This window comes from Tsuneonella sp. CC-YZS046 (genome assembly GCF_035581365.1).
Taxonomy (GTDB): Bacteria; Pseudomonadota; Alphaproteobacteria; order Sphingomonadales; family Sphingomonadaceae; genus JAWKXU01.
Map to the genome: position 1 here is coordinate 935,586 of NZ_CP141590.1, position 14,645 is coordinate 950,230.

Here is a 14,645-nt window from a genome sequence, read left to right on the forward strand (position 1 = left end):
CGATCAGGGTTTGGCCAGCCCGATTTCCCTGAGCCTTTGCTGGAGATAGGCGTCGGCGGTGATCGGTTCGGGATAGCGATCGGGATTGCCGCTGCCGATGCATTGGGGAAGGGTGCGGATCAGGAAGTCGCTGCGCAAATGCAGGAAGAACGGCATGGCATAGCGGCTGCGTCCGGCCGCTGGCCCGGAAGGATTTCGCACCCTGTGCGTGGTTGATGGGAGGACGTGATTGGTGAGGCGCTGGAGCATGTCGCCGATATTGACCACCAGCGTGCCTTCCGGAGGCGCGACGTCGATCCACGCGCCATTGCGGTCGAGCAGTTGAAGCCCGGATTCCTCTGCCCCGAGCAGCAAGGTGATGAGATTGATGTCCTCATGCGCTTCGGCCCGGATCGCGCCTTGCGCATCATCCTCGACGGGCGGGTAATGGAGGAGACGCAATATCGAGTTGCCGTCCTTGGTCGCGGGCCGGAACCAATCTTCCGCAAGTTTCAGATGTAGCGCGATGCGGGATAGAAGAAGCCCGCCGACGCGGTCCATCTCCGAAAACAGCGCGCCGAGGGTTTGTTCGAATCCTTCGGGCGAAAGGGGCCAGATATTGGCCGGCATGACCGATTCCAGAGGATGCCCGGCGGGAAGATCGCGCCCGACATGCCAGAACTCCTTCAGGTCATGGCGAGTGGCGCCCTTGGCTATTTCGGTTCCGAACGGGGTATAGCCGCGTGCGCCTGCAATGCCCGGCACATGGTAGCGGCGCTTCTCCGCGTCCGGCAAGGCGAAGAACGCCTTGGTCAAGGCCCAGGCCCGGGCGACCAGATCCCGGTCCAGCCCATGGTCGCGGACGAGCGCGAAGCCGAATTGGCGAAAGCTGCGTCCGATTGCTTCGGCAAAGGCGCCGGCCGGATCGGCAAGGGACAGAACGGGAAGTGCGGGAGAGTCCATATGGCCCGGTGGGAAGTTTGCGGCTAAGCCGCCGTCCTAACGTCTGACGGGAGCATATGCATGGCAAAAAGCTATTGGCTGATGAAGTCCGAACCCGACGCCTATAGCTGGGACGATCTCATGGCCGAAGGGGAAGGGACCTGGGATGGGGTGCGCAATCATCGGGCCGCGAACAATCTGCGCGCGATGAAGCCGGGCGATCAGGCGTTCTTCTATCACTCCAATATCGGCAAGGAGATTGTCGGCATTGTCGAGATCAGCGCAGGGGGGATCGTCGACCCGACCGATCCTGAGGGGAAATGGGCGGCGGTGAAGGTGAAGCCGGTGCGCAAGCTGGGCCGGGCGGTCACGCTTCGGGAGATCAAGGCCAACCCGACGCTGGCCGATATGGAGCTGGTCCGCCTGTCCCGCCTTTCAGTGGCCGAGATAAAGCCCACGGAATGGCAGGAAGTGCTCAGGATGTCAGGCGAGTGAGCATCGCTTCATACCTGTGGGCGATCTTGTCTCATAGTGCGACGACAGGGGAAAACGCAACCAGGGCGGGCTGTTAAATGGTAAGCGGTGCGTTAACGTTCGGGAATGCGCCGCACTCTGGTCCTTACCGATGAAGCCGCCCGGCATCCGTTCCTTGCATCGTTGCCGCCGCATGTGCGGTCGGTCGCTGCCGTGGGGGGCGAGGTGCGCGCCAGGCATCGCTGGACGATGCAGGACCTGCGAGAGTTCCTGATGGCCTATTGCGCGAGCTTCCTGGCGGTCAGCGCGTTCATTTTCTGACCGGCGGTTTTCCGGATCGCGGCGCTGCGACTAAGCCGGCAATTGGGCGCATTCGGCCTTGTAGAGCATCTGCCCGAGCCATGCCGATACGATGCACATCGCGGCGCTGAGCAGCAACTGATCGACCACCGCCACGCCCGCCGCGCTCAGCCCCACGGCGAGCAGCGACCCGCCCACCATCGCCCCGGAGTTCACGATATTGTTCGCGGCAATGGTGCGCGCCGCCTGCGACGGATCGACCTTGGTGGTGAGAAACGCATAAAGCGGCACCACGAACATCCCGCCGGCAATGGCGATTCCGAGCAGGGTCAGCAGCAGGGGAATCGCCAGCGGGAGCGCAATGAAGGCCCCGATTGAGTGCAATTCCGCGCTTTCGGGGGCAGGCCATGCCCGGCAGACGAAATAGAAGGCCGCGACGAAGCAACCCATCACCAGCACCGAGGCAGGGGCGAAGCGAGCTGAAACCGTGCCCTTGAGGAGCGAATTGATCGACATCGAGCCGACGGCCACCCCGACCGAGAAGATCACGAGAAACAGGCTGGCCACTTCCTTGCTGGCCATCAGGACGTTCTTGGCCAGCGGCGGGAACTGGATGAACAGCACGGCGCCAATGGTCCAGAAGAAGCTGATCGCGAGAATGGCGTAAAAGACGCAGGCATCGTGCATCGTGTTGCGCACCAGGGTGACTGACGATCGCAGCAGGTGCCAATCGAGCGGCTGGCTGGCGATGGCCGGCGGTGCGGCGGGGACTTCCTGGCTGGTGATATAGCCGATCACGGCAGTCACGATGACGCAGGCCGCCGCCCATTCCACCGGAATCCAGCCGGCAAGGATGGTCCCGCCCAGCACCGCCAGATAGGTGCCTGCTTCCACCAGTCCGGTCCCGGCCAGCACCTCTTCCTTCCTGAGGTGCTGCGGCAGGATCGCGTATTTGATCGGACCGAAAAAGGTCGAGTGGATGCCCATGGCGAACAATGCGGCCAGCATCAGCGGGATCGCCACCGCTTCGGTCATCTGATCCATCCAGGCAAGCACCAGCCCGGCGGCGCCGCAAACCATTATCAGTATTTCGCAGAACTTCACCGTGCGGATGATCTTCGCCTTGTCCCGCATGTCCGCAAGTTGCCCGGCAAGGGCCGATAGGACGAAAAAGGGCAGGATGAACAGCCCCGAGGCGATGGCGCTGAATTTCGCTTCTTCCGCTTCGGAATTATAGACGCTGTAGACGACGAACAGCACCATCGCGTTCTTGTAGAGATTGTCGTTGAATGCGTTGAGCAGTTGGGTCACGAACAGCGGAAGGAAACGCCGCCGGGCGAGAAGATGTGTCGATGTCGTCATGCAACCCTTGTCAGCGGCCTCTGGCTGGCGCAGACCCTAGCGGTATGCGAGTGGGGAACAAGGGGGCAGGCAGAGCTTTTTCACCGGCCCGGGAAACGGTAACGCAACTGCCATGCTGACATTGCCGAATATACTCACTCTCTCGCGCATCGTTGCGATTCCACTTCTGGTCGCGCTGCTGTGGTGGCCCGCATGGTCGAGCGGTTATGCCGCGGCGTTTGTCGTGTACTGCCTGATGGGCATAACGGACTATTTTGACGGCTATCTTGCGCGCACCAGCGGAACCGTCTCGAAATTGGGGATTTTCCTCGATCCGATCGCCGACAAGATCATGGTCGCCGGCGTGATTCTGATGCTGACCGCCAATGGCGACATCGCCGGCTGGCACGTGATCGCCGCGCTGGTGATTCTCCTGCGGGAGATTGCCGTGTCCGGCCTGCGGGAATTCCTGGCCGGAGTGCAGGTATCGGTTCCCGTGTCCCGCCTGGCGAAATGGAAGACGACGCTTCAGCTGGTTTCGCTGGGCGCCCTGATCCTCGCGGGCGGAACTCCGCATTGGCCCCTGCCGTATCAGGTAGGGATCGTCAGCCTGTGGGGCGCGGCGATCCTTACCGTGCTGACGGGGTGGGATTATCTGCGGGTCGGCCTGAAGCACATGGATTGAACCGGCCGGGATCACCCCGCTCGCAATTCCTCCGCCAGAAGCCGGAATTCGTCGCTTCTCGGAGAATTTCTGCGCCACACGAGAGCGATCTCCCGGCTGGCGTTCTTCGCCTTGAGCGGGCGTGCGACCACTTCGGTTTCATGCAGGATGCCGGCATCCAGCGCCATTTCGGGCAACATGGTCACGCCAAGCCCATTGTCGACCATCTGGACCAGCGTATGCAGGCTGGTGCCGATCATCGTCGCGCTCGCGCGCAGTTCCGGGCGGTTGCAGGCGGCCAGCGCATGTTCCCTCAGGCAATGCCCGTCCTCCAGCAGCAGCAGCCTGCCCTCGTCGATCATCGTGGGCGGCACCTCGTCCGGCGGGTCGCGGGGATCGTCCTTGGGAAAGGCTACGTAAAGCGCGTCCTGGCCGATTATTTCCTTGTCCACGTCGCCGGTCGCGAAAGGCAGGGCCAGAAGAACGCAATCGGCGCGCCCGTGATGGAGCGATTCGATCGCATCCGCGCTGGTTTCCTCGCGCAGGAACAGCTTGAGCTGCGGGCGTTCCTTGCGCAGCCGGGGCAGGATGCGGGGCAGCAGGAACGGCGCGATGGTGGGGATCACGCTCATCCTCAATTCGCCCGCCAGCGGCTGCCCGGCGGACTGGACCAGCTCGGAAAGCTCCTCGGCCTCGCGCAGCAGGCGATGCGCCTTCTCGACCACCGCATTGCCGAGCGGCGTGAAGCGCACCACTCTCCTGCTGCGCTCCACCAGGGTCACGCCCAACAGCGATTCGAGTTCGCGTAAGCCTGCCGAAAGCGTGGATTGCGAAACGAAACAGCTTTCCGCCGCGCGGCCGAAATGGCCATGTTCATGTAGCGCGACGAGATATTGGAGCTGTTTGAGCGTAGGCAGATATGTGCTCATCCGGCGGCGATGCCCTGCGTGACCTCGTCGACATGAGTCATCTTCAGTTTGCCTTCGAACACGGCGAAGGCGAGCCTGCCCTCGACCAGTTCCAGCGCGTCGCGGCCGAACATCTCATAGCGCCAGCCTTCCAGCACCGGCAGGTTGCGCATTCCGGCGGCGAGGGCTTCCAGTTCCTCGCTGCGGGCGAGCAGCCTCGCCGCCACGTCGATCTCGCGGGTGCGGATCTTGAGCAGCAGCTTGAGCAGGTCCGCCACCAGCGCGCCTTCCTTGCCAAGCGGGGCGCCGCGCTGGGGTTTCGCCGGCATCTCGTCCGCAGGCAGCGGTTCCGCTTCGCGCAGCACGCGCATCAGCCGCCGGCCGATGTCGTTTTCCCGCCACGCGGCCGACAGCCCGCGCACCTTGGCGAGATCGGCCTGCTGCTTGGGCGGATGGCTGGCGAGGTCCGCCAGGGTTTCGTCGCGCATGATGCGCCCGCGCGGGATGTTCTTGTCCTGCGCTTCCTTTTCCCGCCATGCCGCCAGCGCCTTGAGCCGGCCCAGCACTTGCGCGTTGCGTGATGGCGGGCGGATGCGGTGCCACGCTTCATCCAGATTGTTGCTGTAGTTTTCCGGATCGGCGAGTCGCTCCATCTCCACGTCGAGCCAGGCGCCGCGCCCCGTCTGCCGCAGGCGTTTCAGGATTCGCGGGAAGATCCTGGAAAGATAGGTCACGTCGCCGATCGCATATTCGATCTGGCGTTCCGTCAGCGGGCGGCGCGACCAGTCGGTGAAGCGGGCGCCCTTGTCGATCGTGGTGCCGAGCCAGCTTTCGACGAGATTGGCATAGCCGATCTGCTCCGACTGGCTGATCGCCATCATCGCCACCTGCGTGTCGAAGATCGGATGCGGGGTCTTGCCGGTGAGATTGTAGATGATCTCGAAATCCTGGCCGCCGGCGTGGAAGACCTTGAGCACATCCTCGTTGTTGGTCAGCAGATCGAGCAGGGGCGCAAGATCGATCCCTTCCGCCAGCGGGTCGATGGCGGCTGCTTCCTTGTCATCCGCGATCTGGACCAGGCAAAGCTCCGGCCAATAGGTGTTCTCGCGCATGAATTCCGTATCCACCGCGACATAGTCGGCCTTGGCAAGGCGTGCGCACAAATCGGCAAGTTCCGCGGTGGTGGTTATCAGATCGTGTATCTTCATTTCCGTCCGTTCATAGCGCCGCACAGCGCCCAGCCCAAGGGCTGCGGCTTGACAAAGCGGTGGACTTCCCGTGTTAGCGCGCGCTGCATGTCAGGGAATCCCCCTGCCTTACGCAAGCCCGGATGGAAAGAACTTAGATGCATCTCTACCGCACCCACCACTGCGCCGCCCTGTCGCAGGACAATGCCGGTGAAACGGTTCGCCTGTCCGGCTGGATTCACCGCAAGCGGGACCATGGCGGGGTTCTGTTCGTCGATCTTCGCGACCATTACGGCATCACCCAGATCGTGGCGGACGAAGACAGCCCGGCGCTGGCCTTGCTGGATTCGCTGCGGGTGGAAAGCGTCGTCACCATCGACGGCGAGGTGAAAAGGCGCGGTCCCGAAACCGTCAATCCCAATCTCGCCACCGGCGCGATCGAGGTGTTCGCGCGTGCGGCGCAAGTGCAATCGCGGGCCGAGGAACTGCCGATGCCGGTGGCCGGGGAGCAGGAGTATCCCGAGGAGATCCGCCTCAAATATCGGTTCCTCGATCTGCGCCGCGACACGCTGCACGCCAATATCGTCAAGCGCACCAGGATCATTTCCGACATGCGCACCCGGATGGCGGACGCTGGCTTCACGGAATATTCCACGCCGATCCTCACCGCTTCCAGCCCGGAAGGCGCGCGGGACTTTCTGGTGCCCAGCCGCATCCATAACGGCAAGTTCTATGCGCTGCCGCAGGCCCCGCAGCAGTACAAGCAGTTGCTGATGGTGGCCGGGTTCGACCGCTATTTCCAGATCGCACCCTGTTTCCGCGACGAGGACCCGCGCGCCGACCGCCTGCCGGGCGAATTCTACCAGCTCGACCTGGAAATGAGCTTCGTCACGCAGGAAGATGTGTGGAACACCATGGAGCCGGTGATCGGCGGAGTGTTCGAGGCTTTCGCCGAGGGCCGGCATGTCACGCCCACCGGCTCGTTTCCGCGCATTCCCTATGCCGAAGCGATGCTGAAATACGGCTCGGACAAGCCGGATCTGCGCAATCCTCTGATTATTTCGGACGTCACCCGCCATTTCGAGAAATCCGGCTTCGGCATTTTCGAGCGGATCGTGGGGCAGGGCGGGGTGGTCCGCGTGATTCCGGCGCCGAACACGGCGGAAAAGAGCCGCAAGTTCTTCGACGACATGAATGGCTGGGCGCAGAGCGAGGGCCATGCCGGGCTTGGCTATGTCACCCGCAAGGGTGGCGAATTCGGCGGTCCGATCGCCAAGAACCACGGGCCGGAGCGGATGGAGGAGCTGTATAACGAGCTTGGCCTCGGCCCGGACGACGGCTTGTTCTTCGCTGCCGGCAAGGAAGCGGCCGCCGCCAAGCTGGCTGGCGCCGCGCGCATCCGGGTGGGCGAGGAACTGGACCTGATCGCCCAGGATCGCTTCGAGCTATGCTGGATCGTCGATTTCCCGTTCTACGAATGGGATGAGGAGGAAAAGCGGGTCGATTTCTCGCACAATCCCTTCTCCATGCCGCAGGGCGGACTGGAAGCATTGCGCAATCAGGACCCGCTGACGATCAACGCCTATCAGTATGACCTCGTCTGCAACGGCTATGAAATCGCTTCCGGCTCGATCCGCAACCACGATCCGGAAACGATGGTCGCCGCGTTCGAGAAGGTGGGGCTGTCGAAGGAAGATGTGGAGGAACGCTTCGGCGGCCTCTATCGCGCGTTCCATTATGGCGCCCCGCCGCATGGCGGCATGGCCGCTGGCGTGGACCGGGTGGTCATGCTGCTTTGCGGCGCGGTCAACCTTCGCGAAATCACGCTGTTCCCGATGAACCAGCGCGCGGAAGACCTGCTGATGGGGGCTCCGTCGCCCGCCGAGCCGAAGCAATTGCGCGAGCTTGGCATTCGGATCGTCGAGCCGCCGAAGCAGTAAGGCCCTGACAGGGCCGGGAGAGGGGAACCGTCGCTCTCCCGGCTGCGGCCCCGATCAGCCCGCCACGATTCCGCCGTCGATGGAGAGTTCGGCGCCGTTGACGAACGCCGCCTCGTCCGAAGCGAGATAGACGCAGCCCCAGGCGATGTCGTCGGGCCGTCCGGTGCGTCCGCTCGGCTGCTGGGCCTCGAACAGCTGGCGCGTCGCTTCCGGGTCCTCGGTTCCATCATATATGGCGTGCAGCATCGGCGTTTCGATGACGCCGGGATGGATCGAGTTGCAGCGGATGCCTTCCCTTGCGTGCTCGATGGCGGTCGATTTGGTCAGCAGCCTGACCGCGCCCTTCGACGCGCAATAGGCGGCGAACCCGGCCGCGCCGATCATTCCGTAAGCCGAGGAAATATTGGTGATGGAGCCGCCGCCGCTTTTCAGCATGGCCGGAATGGCGTGCTTGTGGACGAAGAACACGCCGCGCGCATTGATCGCCATGATCGTGTCCCATTCGTCCTGGCTGAGCGAGACATCGCTGCCTTGCCCGGAAACGCCGGCGCAGGCCACCGTGGCGTCCAGCCGCCCCCATCTGCTCTCAGCCAGCGCGATGGCCGCGGCGACGTCTTCCTCTTTCATCACATCGGTCTTGATGAAGGCGAAGGATGCCTCGTTCGCCTTGATCGCCCCGGCCAGTGCCGGGTCGGTCGGCTCCTGTATGTCGGCGATCACCACCTTCGCGCCTTCCTGGGCGAACAGGCGCGAACAGGCCGCCCCGATCCCCGAAGCGCCGCCCGTTATGACTGCCACCTTGCCGGCCAGACGTCCCATTTTTCCACTCCCTTGGTCTGTTTGCCGAACCTTCCGGCTCGCGAGGAGGGGCACTAGGAATTATCCTGACCATATTGTCAAGTTGATGAAGCCGGCGCCCGCAGGTCGCCTGGCCGCGATGGCGGCAATCAGGCGGCATTCCGGGTCTGGATGGAAGAGGCGCGCGCGCGTTTGCGTTCGGGCAGGCGCCTCACCGCCAGCCCGTTTTCCGCGCGTTTCGCGGCGGCTTTGGCGGCATTGAGCTGCTCGACGATATCCTCGCGGGTCATGCCCGCCCGATTCTGCGACAGGTGAACCACACCTGCGGAGATCTGGAGCAGGGGGAAGAAGCGCGCCACGCCGAACCTGTCGATTGCCGTAATTCCGCCTTTTCCGCGATCGTCCGCGGTATAGAGGCTTTCGACATCCTGGGCGAAGCGAAGCTGCAGGTCGCGCACCGCCTGCTCGCCCTCGCTTTCCGGCAAGCCCATGCTCAGCAGGAAATCGTCCCCGCCGATATGGGCGACGAACGCGCCGCGCGATTTCTCCAGCCGCCGCAGCAGGCCTGCGAACATCAGCAATGCCCGATCGCCCGACGCGAAGCCGTAGCTGTCGTTGAACGCCTTGAAATTGTCGAAGTCCAGGAAGGCCACCATCCTCGGGCCTTTCAGGACAAGTAGATTATCCCAGTGGCGCTGGATGCTCTCGGCCCCCGCCAGGCGCGTGAGCGGATTCTGCTCCCGCGCGACATTGACCTCGCGCTCCGCGGCAAGGCGCAGCACGGCATTGTTGTTGAGATAGCCGGCGTAGTGGCCGTCGCTTATCAGAATCAGGCCCTGCGCGCCGTCGGCGGTGACATAGCTGTTGACGATCGCTTCGACCGTTCCATTGGCGTCCGCAACCGGGCAGCGGCGCAGCAATTTGCCGATCCTGGTATCCATCCCCTTGTTTGCGAGCAGCGAGCGCCCGAAATCGCTCAGCATCAGGCGGCGCACATCTTCCTCCAGCACTGCGCCCTGCACGTTCCGGTTCCGGTCGATCACGGGCAGCAGGCGCAGGTCGGGCCGCTCCTTGAACGTGTCGGCCACATCGCGCAGCGGCTGGTCGAGATACACCGGCTCGACCGGGGTGAGCAGCTCTGCGACGCGCGGAGACATTCGAGGCGTGGACGAGACGGTGAGGGTCTGCCCATATACCACCGAAAGCTCGCGAATGTTGGTGGTGGGCTTCGCTATGTGGAAGCCTTGCGCCAGGTCGCAGCCAATATCCCGCGACATCCTGAAATCGGACTCGTTTTCGACGCCTTCCGCCACCGTCTGGAAGCCCAGCGCGTGCGCGAGGCCGCACAGCTTGGCCACGATCGCCTGCTTGCGGGTGCTGGATGCGATACCCGCGATGAAGGTGCGGTCGATCTTCACGTAATGCGGCTCCAGATTGAGCAGCATGTGCAGCCCGGAATTGCCGATGCCGAAATCGTCCAGCGCGACATGCGCTCCATGCGCCATCAGCATTTCCACGATCTGCCGGATCGTGTCGAAAGACTGCATGGGGTGACGCTCGGAGATTTCGAGGCAGAGGTTGGCGGCGGGAAGCCCCGTGCCTTCCAGAAGCTCCACGACCGATGCCTTGTGGAGCGGCAGGCCATCGTAAGTCCGGTTGTCCACATTGCAGAACAGCCGGACGAAATGCTTTTCCGGAAATTCGCAGAACTTGGAAATGGCCGAGCGCAGCAGGCCGGTTTCGGCTTCCCGCAATTTTCCGATGGAATAGGAATGATTGAGAAAGTCGTGGATGTGGGAAAATTCGCTCGTATCGATGCGGGCCAGTGCCTCAAATCCATGCACGCGCAGCGACGATGTGCCGATAATCGGTTGATAGGCAAAGTCCACATCGCGGATATTCGGCATCGGTGAACGTTCTAGCGGCGCGCTCATTTCAGTTCCTGGCAGACGAGTTCATGCGCCCCATATGTCGGCCTGCCATTAAAATTGCCTTATAATCGGTTTCTTCATTTTGTCACATTTCCTTGGGCTTTCAGGTGTTTTCGGGTATTCTTGCGGGCAGTTGGGCGCGAGCGTGCCATAAATTATCCGCGCCCCCTGAAAATATGGCGCATTTGGCGCGAAATCCGCGTGGAAGTGCCGGGATATGGCATTTTCGCAGCGTGGGCGCGGGCAATGCTGTGCGCAATCCCCTTGCCAGCCTGCAAACCGTTCATTAGGGCGAAAGCCGACCGAACAACCGCATCCTTTCGAGAGGGATTTTGCATGAGCGATACCGCTGACCGCGTGAAGAAGATTGTCGTCGAGCATCTCGGCGTTGAAGCCGAAAAGGTGACCCCGGACGCCAGCTTCATTGACGATCTGGGTGCCGACAGCCTCGACATCGTCGAGCTGGTCATGGCTTTCGAAGAAGAATTCGGTGTTGAAATACCTGACGACGCCGCCGAGAAGATCGGCACCGTCGGCGATGCGATCAAGTATATTGACGACAACAAGGGCTAAGCTGCCCTTTCTCCCCGCCGCGCTACCCGCCGGACGGGGACGGACAGGCTCGGCCCATAATGGGCTGAGCCTTTCGTAATTTCGGAGAGTTGCTATGCGCCGTGTGGTCGTAACCGGTCTGGGCCTCGTCACCCCCCTGGGTGCCGATGTCGAGACGACCTGGAAGAATATCCTGGCTGGAAAAAGCGGGGCGGGCCCGATTACCCGCTTCGACGCTTCGGATCAGAAATGCCGGATCGCGTGCGAAGTGAAGCCGGCCGACCACGAATATGGCTTCGATCCGGACAGGCGGGTCGACAGCAAGATCCAGCGTCAGGTCGATCCGTTCATCGTTTACGGCATCGATGCCGCCGGACAGGCAATGGAAGATGCCGGCCTTACCGAGCTGGACGAGGCGACCCGGCTGCGCGCCGGCTGCTCGATCGGCTCCGGCATCGGCGGGCTTCCCGGGATCGAGAAGGAATCGCTGGTGCTGGCCGAGAAGGGGCCGGGCCGGGTTTCTCCGCATTTCGTTCATGGCCGCCTGATCAACCTGATCTCCGGCCAGGTTTCGATCCGCTATGGCCTGATGGGGCCGAACCATGCGGTAGTCACCGCCTGCTCCACGGGTGCGCATTCGATTGGCGATGCCGCGCGGATGATAAAGGACGGCGATGCCGACATCATGCTGGCGGGCGGTGCGGAAAGCACGATCTGCCCGATCGGGATCGCGGGATTCGCGCAGGCACGCGCCCTTTCCACGAATTTTAACGATCAGCCGGAAAAGGCCAGCCGCCCCTATGACGAGGCCCGCGACGGCTTCGTGATGGGCGAGGGCGCTGGCGTCGTGGTGCTCGAGGAATATGAGCATGCCAAGGCGCGCGGCGCGAAGATCTACGCCGAGGTGGTGGGCTATGGCCTGTCGGGCGATGCCCATCATGTGACGGCACCGCATCCGGAAGGCTCGGGCGCTTACCGTTCCATGGAGATGGCGCTGCGCAAGGCAGGGGTAAGCCCGGCGGACATCGATTACATCAATGCCCACGGCACCTCGACCCCACTGGGCGACGAGCTGGAACTCGGGGCGGTTCGCCGCCTGTTCGGCGATGCGATCTCCAATGTATCGATGAGTTCCACCAAGTCCGCGATAGGTCACCTTCTGGGTGGCGCAGGTGCCGTTGAGAGCATCTTCTGCATCCTTGCCCTGCGTGACCAGATCGTGCCGCCGACGCTCAATCTCGACAATCCGAGCGAAAGCTGCGTCGGGGTCGATCTCGTTCCTTATCAGGCCAAAAGGCGCCAGGTTCGCGCGGTTCTCAACAACAGCTTCGGCTTTGGCGGCACCAATGCCAGCCTGGTCCTGAAGCAGGTCGATTAGGGATATAGGCGTGATCCGCCGCGGCTGGCTGTTTGCGCTGGCGGCGCTTCTCGGATTGGCTCTTGCCGCGGGCGGCTTCGCCTGGGGCTGGTATGGCGCGGGTTCTCTCCGGCAGGAGAAGGCTTTCGTCGTCCGTTCCGGTTCCTCTCTCGCCAATGTCGCGCAGCAGCTGGAAGAGCAGGGCGCGATAGGATCGGCCAAGGCATTCCTGCTTCGCGCGCGGTTTCTCGGATCGAACGATCCGATCAAAGCCGGCGAATTCCTCTTGCCTGCCGGGGCCAGTCCGGCGCGTATCCTGTCCATTCTGCAGGGCAATGAAGTGATCCGCCGCTTCGTCACCATTCCCGAAGGCATGCCTTCGATCATGGTGCATGAGCGGCTGATGGCCGAACCGCTCCTGACCGGGGATGTGCCGATGCCGACCGAGGGTTCCGTCCTGCCCGAAAGCTACGACTTCGAGCGGGGCGAGCCGCGCGCTGCCGTATTGGCGCGGATGCAGGCCGCGATGCAACGCACCCTGGCGGAATTATGGGCCAAACGCGCGCCCGGGCTGGTGGTGAAGACTCCGCAGGAAGCGCTGACCCTCGCCTCCATCGTGGAAAAGGAAACCGGCAAGCCTTCCGAACGCCGCATGGTGGCCGGGCTGTATTCCAACCGCCTGAAGCAGGGGATGCTGCTGCAAGCCGATCCGACGATCATCTATCCCATCACCAGGGGCAAGCCGTTGGGGCGGCGCATCCGCCAATCGGAAATCGCCGCGATCAACGATTACAACACCTACAGCATGGTTGGGCTGCCGAAGGGGCCGATCACCAACCCCGGGCGTGAATCGATCGCGGCGGTGCTCAATCCCGCCAAGACGGACGCGCTCTACATGGTGGCCGACGGCACCGGCGGCCATGTTTTCGCGAACACTCTGGAGCAGCACAATGCCAATGTGGAGAAGTGGTTCGCAATCCGGCGTGCGCGCGGTGAAATGTAGCGGTTGGATGACCGGGCAGTGCGGCTTGCGCCACTGATCCCTCCAGCGGTACGCGGGTGTTTGTCAAAATTGGCGTTCCAGAGGCCGAAAGGGCGGTTGACCGAGCCTCGCGCTCGCCCTAAGAGCGCCGCCTGCCGGGGCCTTTCAGGCGCCGCAGCCTCGATCAGGCGCAGTCTTGTGGGGCGGAGTAGCTCAGGTGGTTAGAGCAGCGGAATCATAATCCGCGTGTCGGGGGTTCGAGTCCCTCCTCCGCTACCAACGGAACAGTACCCTTTTTAGTGGGGGTGTTGCCCCGACCGAGATCGAGCATTGCGGACAGGCGGCCTTCAATCTCGATCGACATTCCAGGCGCGTCGGATCTTGGCGTCAGAATGATCCGCTCGACCATGGTCCGCAACGCCTCGCGCGCTTCCTGGCCTTCCCCGATTGCCGCCGGTCGCCTAGAAATAGAGCGCGGGCTGTCCGTTCGATGCCGCCAGCCCGCCATCGACCGGCATGTTCACCCCATGCACGAAGCTCGCGTCCTCGCTTGCCAGGAATGCGATGACCGCCGCGACCTCGCTTGGCTGGCCAATGCGGCCGAAGGGAATCCGCTCCTCGAATTTCCCGAGCAGTTCGGCGCTGGCCTTGACCCCGGCCGCCATCGGCGTGTCGATCAGGCTCGGGCAGACGGAATTGATGCGGATGCCGCTGCGCCCGTAATCGAGGGCGACCGAGCGCGTGAAATTCACCACGGCGCCCTTCGCCGTATCGTAGGCCGCCGCATTCCAGTCCGCCCCCAGCCCCGATGCGGATGCGACATTGACGATCGATCCGCCGGTCCTGATGAGATGCGGGATAGCCGCGCGCGTCGCAAAGAAGACGCCGTCCAGATTGACCGCCATGACCTGACGCCATTCATCCGTCGTAACGTCCGCTGCGGGGCCGGGCAGGAAGATGGCCGCATTGTTCACCAGCACATCCAGGCGGCCGAATTGCGCCGTTACCCCGTGGATCAGCTCATCGACCGCGCTCTCTTCGGCAACATCGGCGGGATGCAGGACAATCTGCGTTTTGGGTAGGCCCGAGGCCGCGTTTTCCAGATTCTGAAGAGTTCGGCCGACAAGCACGACTTTCGCGCCTTCATCGACGAAGCGCCGGACCGTGGCCGCGCCGATCCCGGTGCCCGCCCCGGTTACGATCACGATCTTACCGGAAAATCTGGTCATCCAACTTCCTCGTTCCTCTTGTTCAGATCGCTGAAAGTTGGCCTGCCGTGGCCCTGCCAGT

Annotated in this window: 14 protein-coding genes and 1 tRNA gene; 8 read left to right on the forward strand and 7 right to left on the reverse strand. The window is 63.0% G+C overall.

The genetic code is table 11. From position 1 onward, the window contains the following. Window positions 1-3: 3 nt before the first annotated feature. Window positions 4-942: an isopenicillin N synthase family dioxygenase gene (locus tag U8326_RS04735; protein WP_324742661.1), complete on the reverse strand. Its 939-nt coding sequence runs from the start codon at window positions 940-942 to the stop codon at window positions 4-6. Window positions 943-1,002: 60 nt separating this feature from the next. Here U8326_RS04735 and U8326_RS04740 point away from each other — a divergent pair, with 60 nt between their 5' ends. After that, entirely contained in the window at window positions 1,003-1,416 is a 414-nt protein-coding gene (locus tag U8326_RS04740) for an EVE domain-containing protein (protein WP_324742662.1), read from the forward strand. Between the two features lie 105 nt (window positions 1,417-1,521). After that, window positions 1,522-1,716: a hypothetical protein gene (locus tag U8326_RS04745; protein ID WP_324742663.1), complete on the forward strand. Its 195-nt coding sequence runs from the start codon at window positions 1,522-1,524 to the stop codon at window positions 1,714-1,716. 30 nt (window positions 1,717-1,746) lie between these two features. Here U8326_RS04745 and U8326_RS04750 read toward each other — a convergent pair whose 3' ends face one another. Then, the gene (locus tag U8326_RS04750; protein WP_324742665.1) at window positions 1,747-3,057 is read right to left on the reverse strand and encodes an MFS transporter; all 1,311 of its coding nucleotides are present in this window, start codon (window positions 3,055-3,057) and stop codon (window positions 1,747-1,749) included. 112 nt (window positions 3,058-3,169) lie between these two features. Between U8326_RS04750 and pgsA the strand changes: the two genes are divergently transcribed. Next, complete coding sequence (gene pgsA, locus U8326_RS04755; protein ID WP_324742666.1) at window positions 3,170-3,721, forward strand: CDP-diacylglycerol--glycerol-3-phosphate 3-phosphatidyltransferase; 552 nt, start codon at window positions 3,170-3,172, stop codon at window positions 3,719-3,721. 11 nt (window positions 3,722-3,732) lie between these two features. On the opposite strand, the gene U8326_RS04760 is transcribed toward pgsA, so the two are convergent. Both U8326_RS04760 and rnd read right to left on the reverse strand, forming a co-directional pair. Then, window positions 3,733-4,629: a hydrogen peroxide-inducible genes activator gene (locus U8326_RS04760; RefSeq protein ID WP_324742667.1), complete on the reverse strand. Its 897-nt coding sequence runs from the start codon at window positions 4,627-4,629 to the stop codon at window positions 3,733-3,735. After that, window positions 4,626-5,816, reverse strand: a complete 1,191-nt coding sequence (gene rnd / locus U8326_RS04765; protein ID WP_324742668.1) for a ribonuclease D — start codon at window positions 5,814-5,816, stop codon at window positions 4,626-4,628. The genes U8326_RS04760 and rnd overlap by 4 nt, the downstream gene beginning before the upstream one ends. 137 nt (window positions 5,817-5,953) lie before the next feature. Between rnd and aspS the strand changes: the two genes are divergently transcribed. Beyond that, window positions 5,954-7,735, forward strand: a complete 1,782-nt coding sequence (gene aspS / locus U8326_RS04770) for an aspartate--tRNA ligase (protein WP_324742669.1) — start codon at window positions 5,954-5,956, stop codon at window positions 7,733-7,735. 54 nt (window positions 7,736-7,789) lie between these two features. On the opposite strand, the gene U8326_RS04775 is transcribed toward aspS, so the two are convergent. Together U8326_RS04775 and U8326_RS04780 are read right to left on the reverse strand one after the other, a co-directional pair. Beyond that, window positions 7,790-8,554, reverse strand: coding sequence for a glucose 1-dehydrogenase (locus tag U8326_RS04775; RefSeq protein ID WP_324742670.1), 765 nt, complete (start codon window positions 8,552-8,554; stop codon window positions 7,790-7,792). Between the two features lie 128 nt (window positions 8,555-8,682). Further along, entirely contained in the window at window positions 8,683-10,467 is a 1,785-nt protein-coding gene (locus tag U8326_RS04780) for a GGDEF domain-containing protein (RefSeq protein WP_324742672.1), read from the reverse strand. 333 nt (window positions 10,468-10,800) lie between these two features. Between U8326_RS04780 and U8326_RS04785 the strand changes: the two genes are divergently transcribed. The 4 genes from U8326_RS04785 (at window position 10,801) to U8326_RS04800 (ending at window position 13,634) form a co-directional block, all read left to right on the forward strand. Further along, window positions 10,801-11,037, forward strand: coding sequence for an acyl carrier protein (locus U8326_RS04785; RefSeq protein WP_324742673.1), 237 nt, complete (start codon window positions 10,801-10,803; stop codon window positions 11,035-11,037). Between the two features lie 94 nt (window positions 11,038-11,131). Continuing rightward, the gene (fabF, locus tag U8326_RS04790) at window positions 11,132-12,394 is read left to right on the forward strand and encodes a beta-ketoacyl-ACP synthase II (RefSeq protein WP_324742674.1); all 1,263 of its coding nucleotides are present in this window, start codon (window positions 11,132-11,134) and stop codon (window positions 12,392-12,394) included. A 10-nt stretch (window positions 12,395-12,404) separates the two neighbouring features. After that, the gene (gene mltG, locus U8326_RS04795; protein ID WP_324742675.1) at window positions 12,405-13,376 is read left to right on the forward strand and encodes an endolytic transglycosylase MltG; all 972 of its coding nucleotides are present in this window, start codon (window positions 12,405-12,407) and stop codon (window positions 13,374-13,376) included. A 181-nt stretch (window positions 13,377-13,557) separates the two neighbouring features. Next, a tRNA-Met gene (locus U8326_RS04800) sits at window positions 13,558-13,634 on the forward strand. A 182-nt stretch (window positions 13,635-13,816) separates the two neighbouring features. On the opposite strand, the gene U8326_RS04805 is transcribed toward U8326_RS04800, so the two are convergent. Then, a complete protein-coding gene (locus U8326_RS04805; RefSeq protein WP_324742676.1) occupies window positions 13,817-14,584 on the reverse strand; it encodes an SDR family NAD(P)-dependent oxidoreductase in 768 nt (255 codons plus the stop codon). Window positions 14,585-14,645: the final 61 nt, after the last annotated feature.

Bases quoted from the DNA above. Each gene is read 5' to 3' on its own strand.
- U8326_RS04735 (WP_324742661.1), bottom strand. From the start codon at position 942: ATGGACTCTCCCGCACTTCCCGTTCTGTCCCTTGCCGATCCGGCCGGC.
- U8326_RS04740 (WP_324742662.1), top strand. From the start codon at position 1,003: ATGGCAAAAAGCTATTGGCTGATGAAGTCCGAACCCGACGCCTATAGC.
- U8326_RS04745 (WP_324742663.1), top strand. From the start codon at position 1,522: ATGCGCCGCACTCTGGTCCTTACCGATGAAGCCGCCCGGCATCCGTTC.
- U8326_RS04750 (WP_324742665.1), bottom strand. From the start codon at position 3,057: ATGACGACATCGACACATCTTCTCGCCCGGCGGCGTTTCCTTCCGCTG.
- pgsA (WP_324742666.1), top strand. From the start codon at position 3,170: ATGCTGACATTGCCGAATATACTCACTCTCTCGCGCATCGTTGCGATT.
- U8326_RS04760 (WP_324742667.1), bottom strand. From the start codon at position 4,629: ATGAGCACATATCTGCCTACGCTCAAACAGCTCCAATATCTCGTCGCG.
- rnd (WP_324742668.1), bottom strand. From the start codon at position 5,816: ATGAAGATACACGATCTGATAACCACCACCGCGGAACTTGCCGATTTG.
- aspS (WP_324742669.1), top strand. From the start codon at position 5,954: ATGCATCTCTACCGCACCCACCACTGCGCCGCCCTGTCGCAGGACAAT.
- U8326_RS04775 (WP_324742670.1), bottom strand. From the start codon at position 8,554: ATGGGACGTCTGGCCGGCAAGGTGGCAGTCATAACGGGCGGCGCTTCG.
- U8326_RS04780 (WP_324742672.1), bottom strand. From the start codon at position 10,467: ATGAGCGCGCCGCTAGAACGTTCACCGATGCCGAATATCCGCGATGTG.
- U8326_RS04785 (WP_324742673.1), top strand. From the start codon at position 10,801: ATGAGCGATACCGCTGACCGCGTGAAGAAGATTGTCGTCGAGCATCTC.
- fabF (WP_324742674.1), top strand. From the start codon at position 11,132: ATGCGCCGTGTGGTCGTAACCGGTCTGGGCCTCGTCACCCCCCTGGGT.
- U8326_RS04805 (WP_324742676.1), bottom strand. From the start codon at position 14,584: ATGACCAGATTTTCCGGTAAGATCGTGATCGTAACCGGGGCGGGCACC.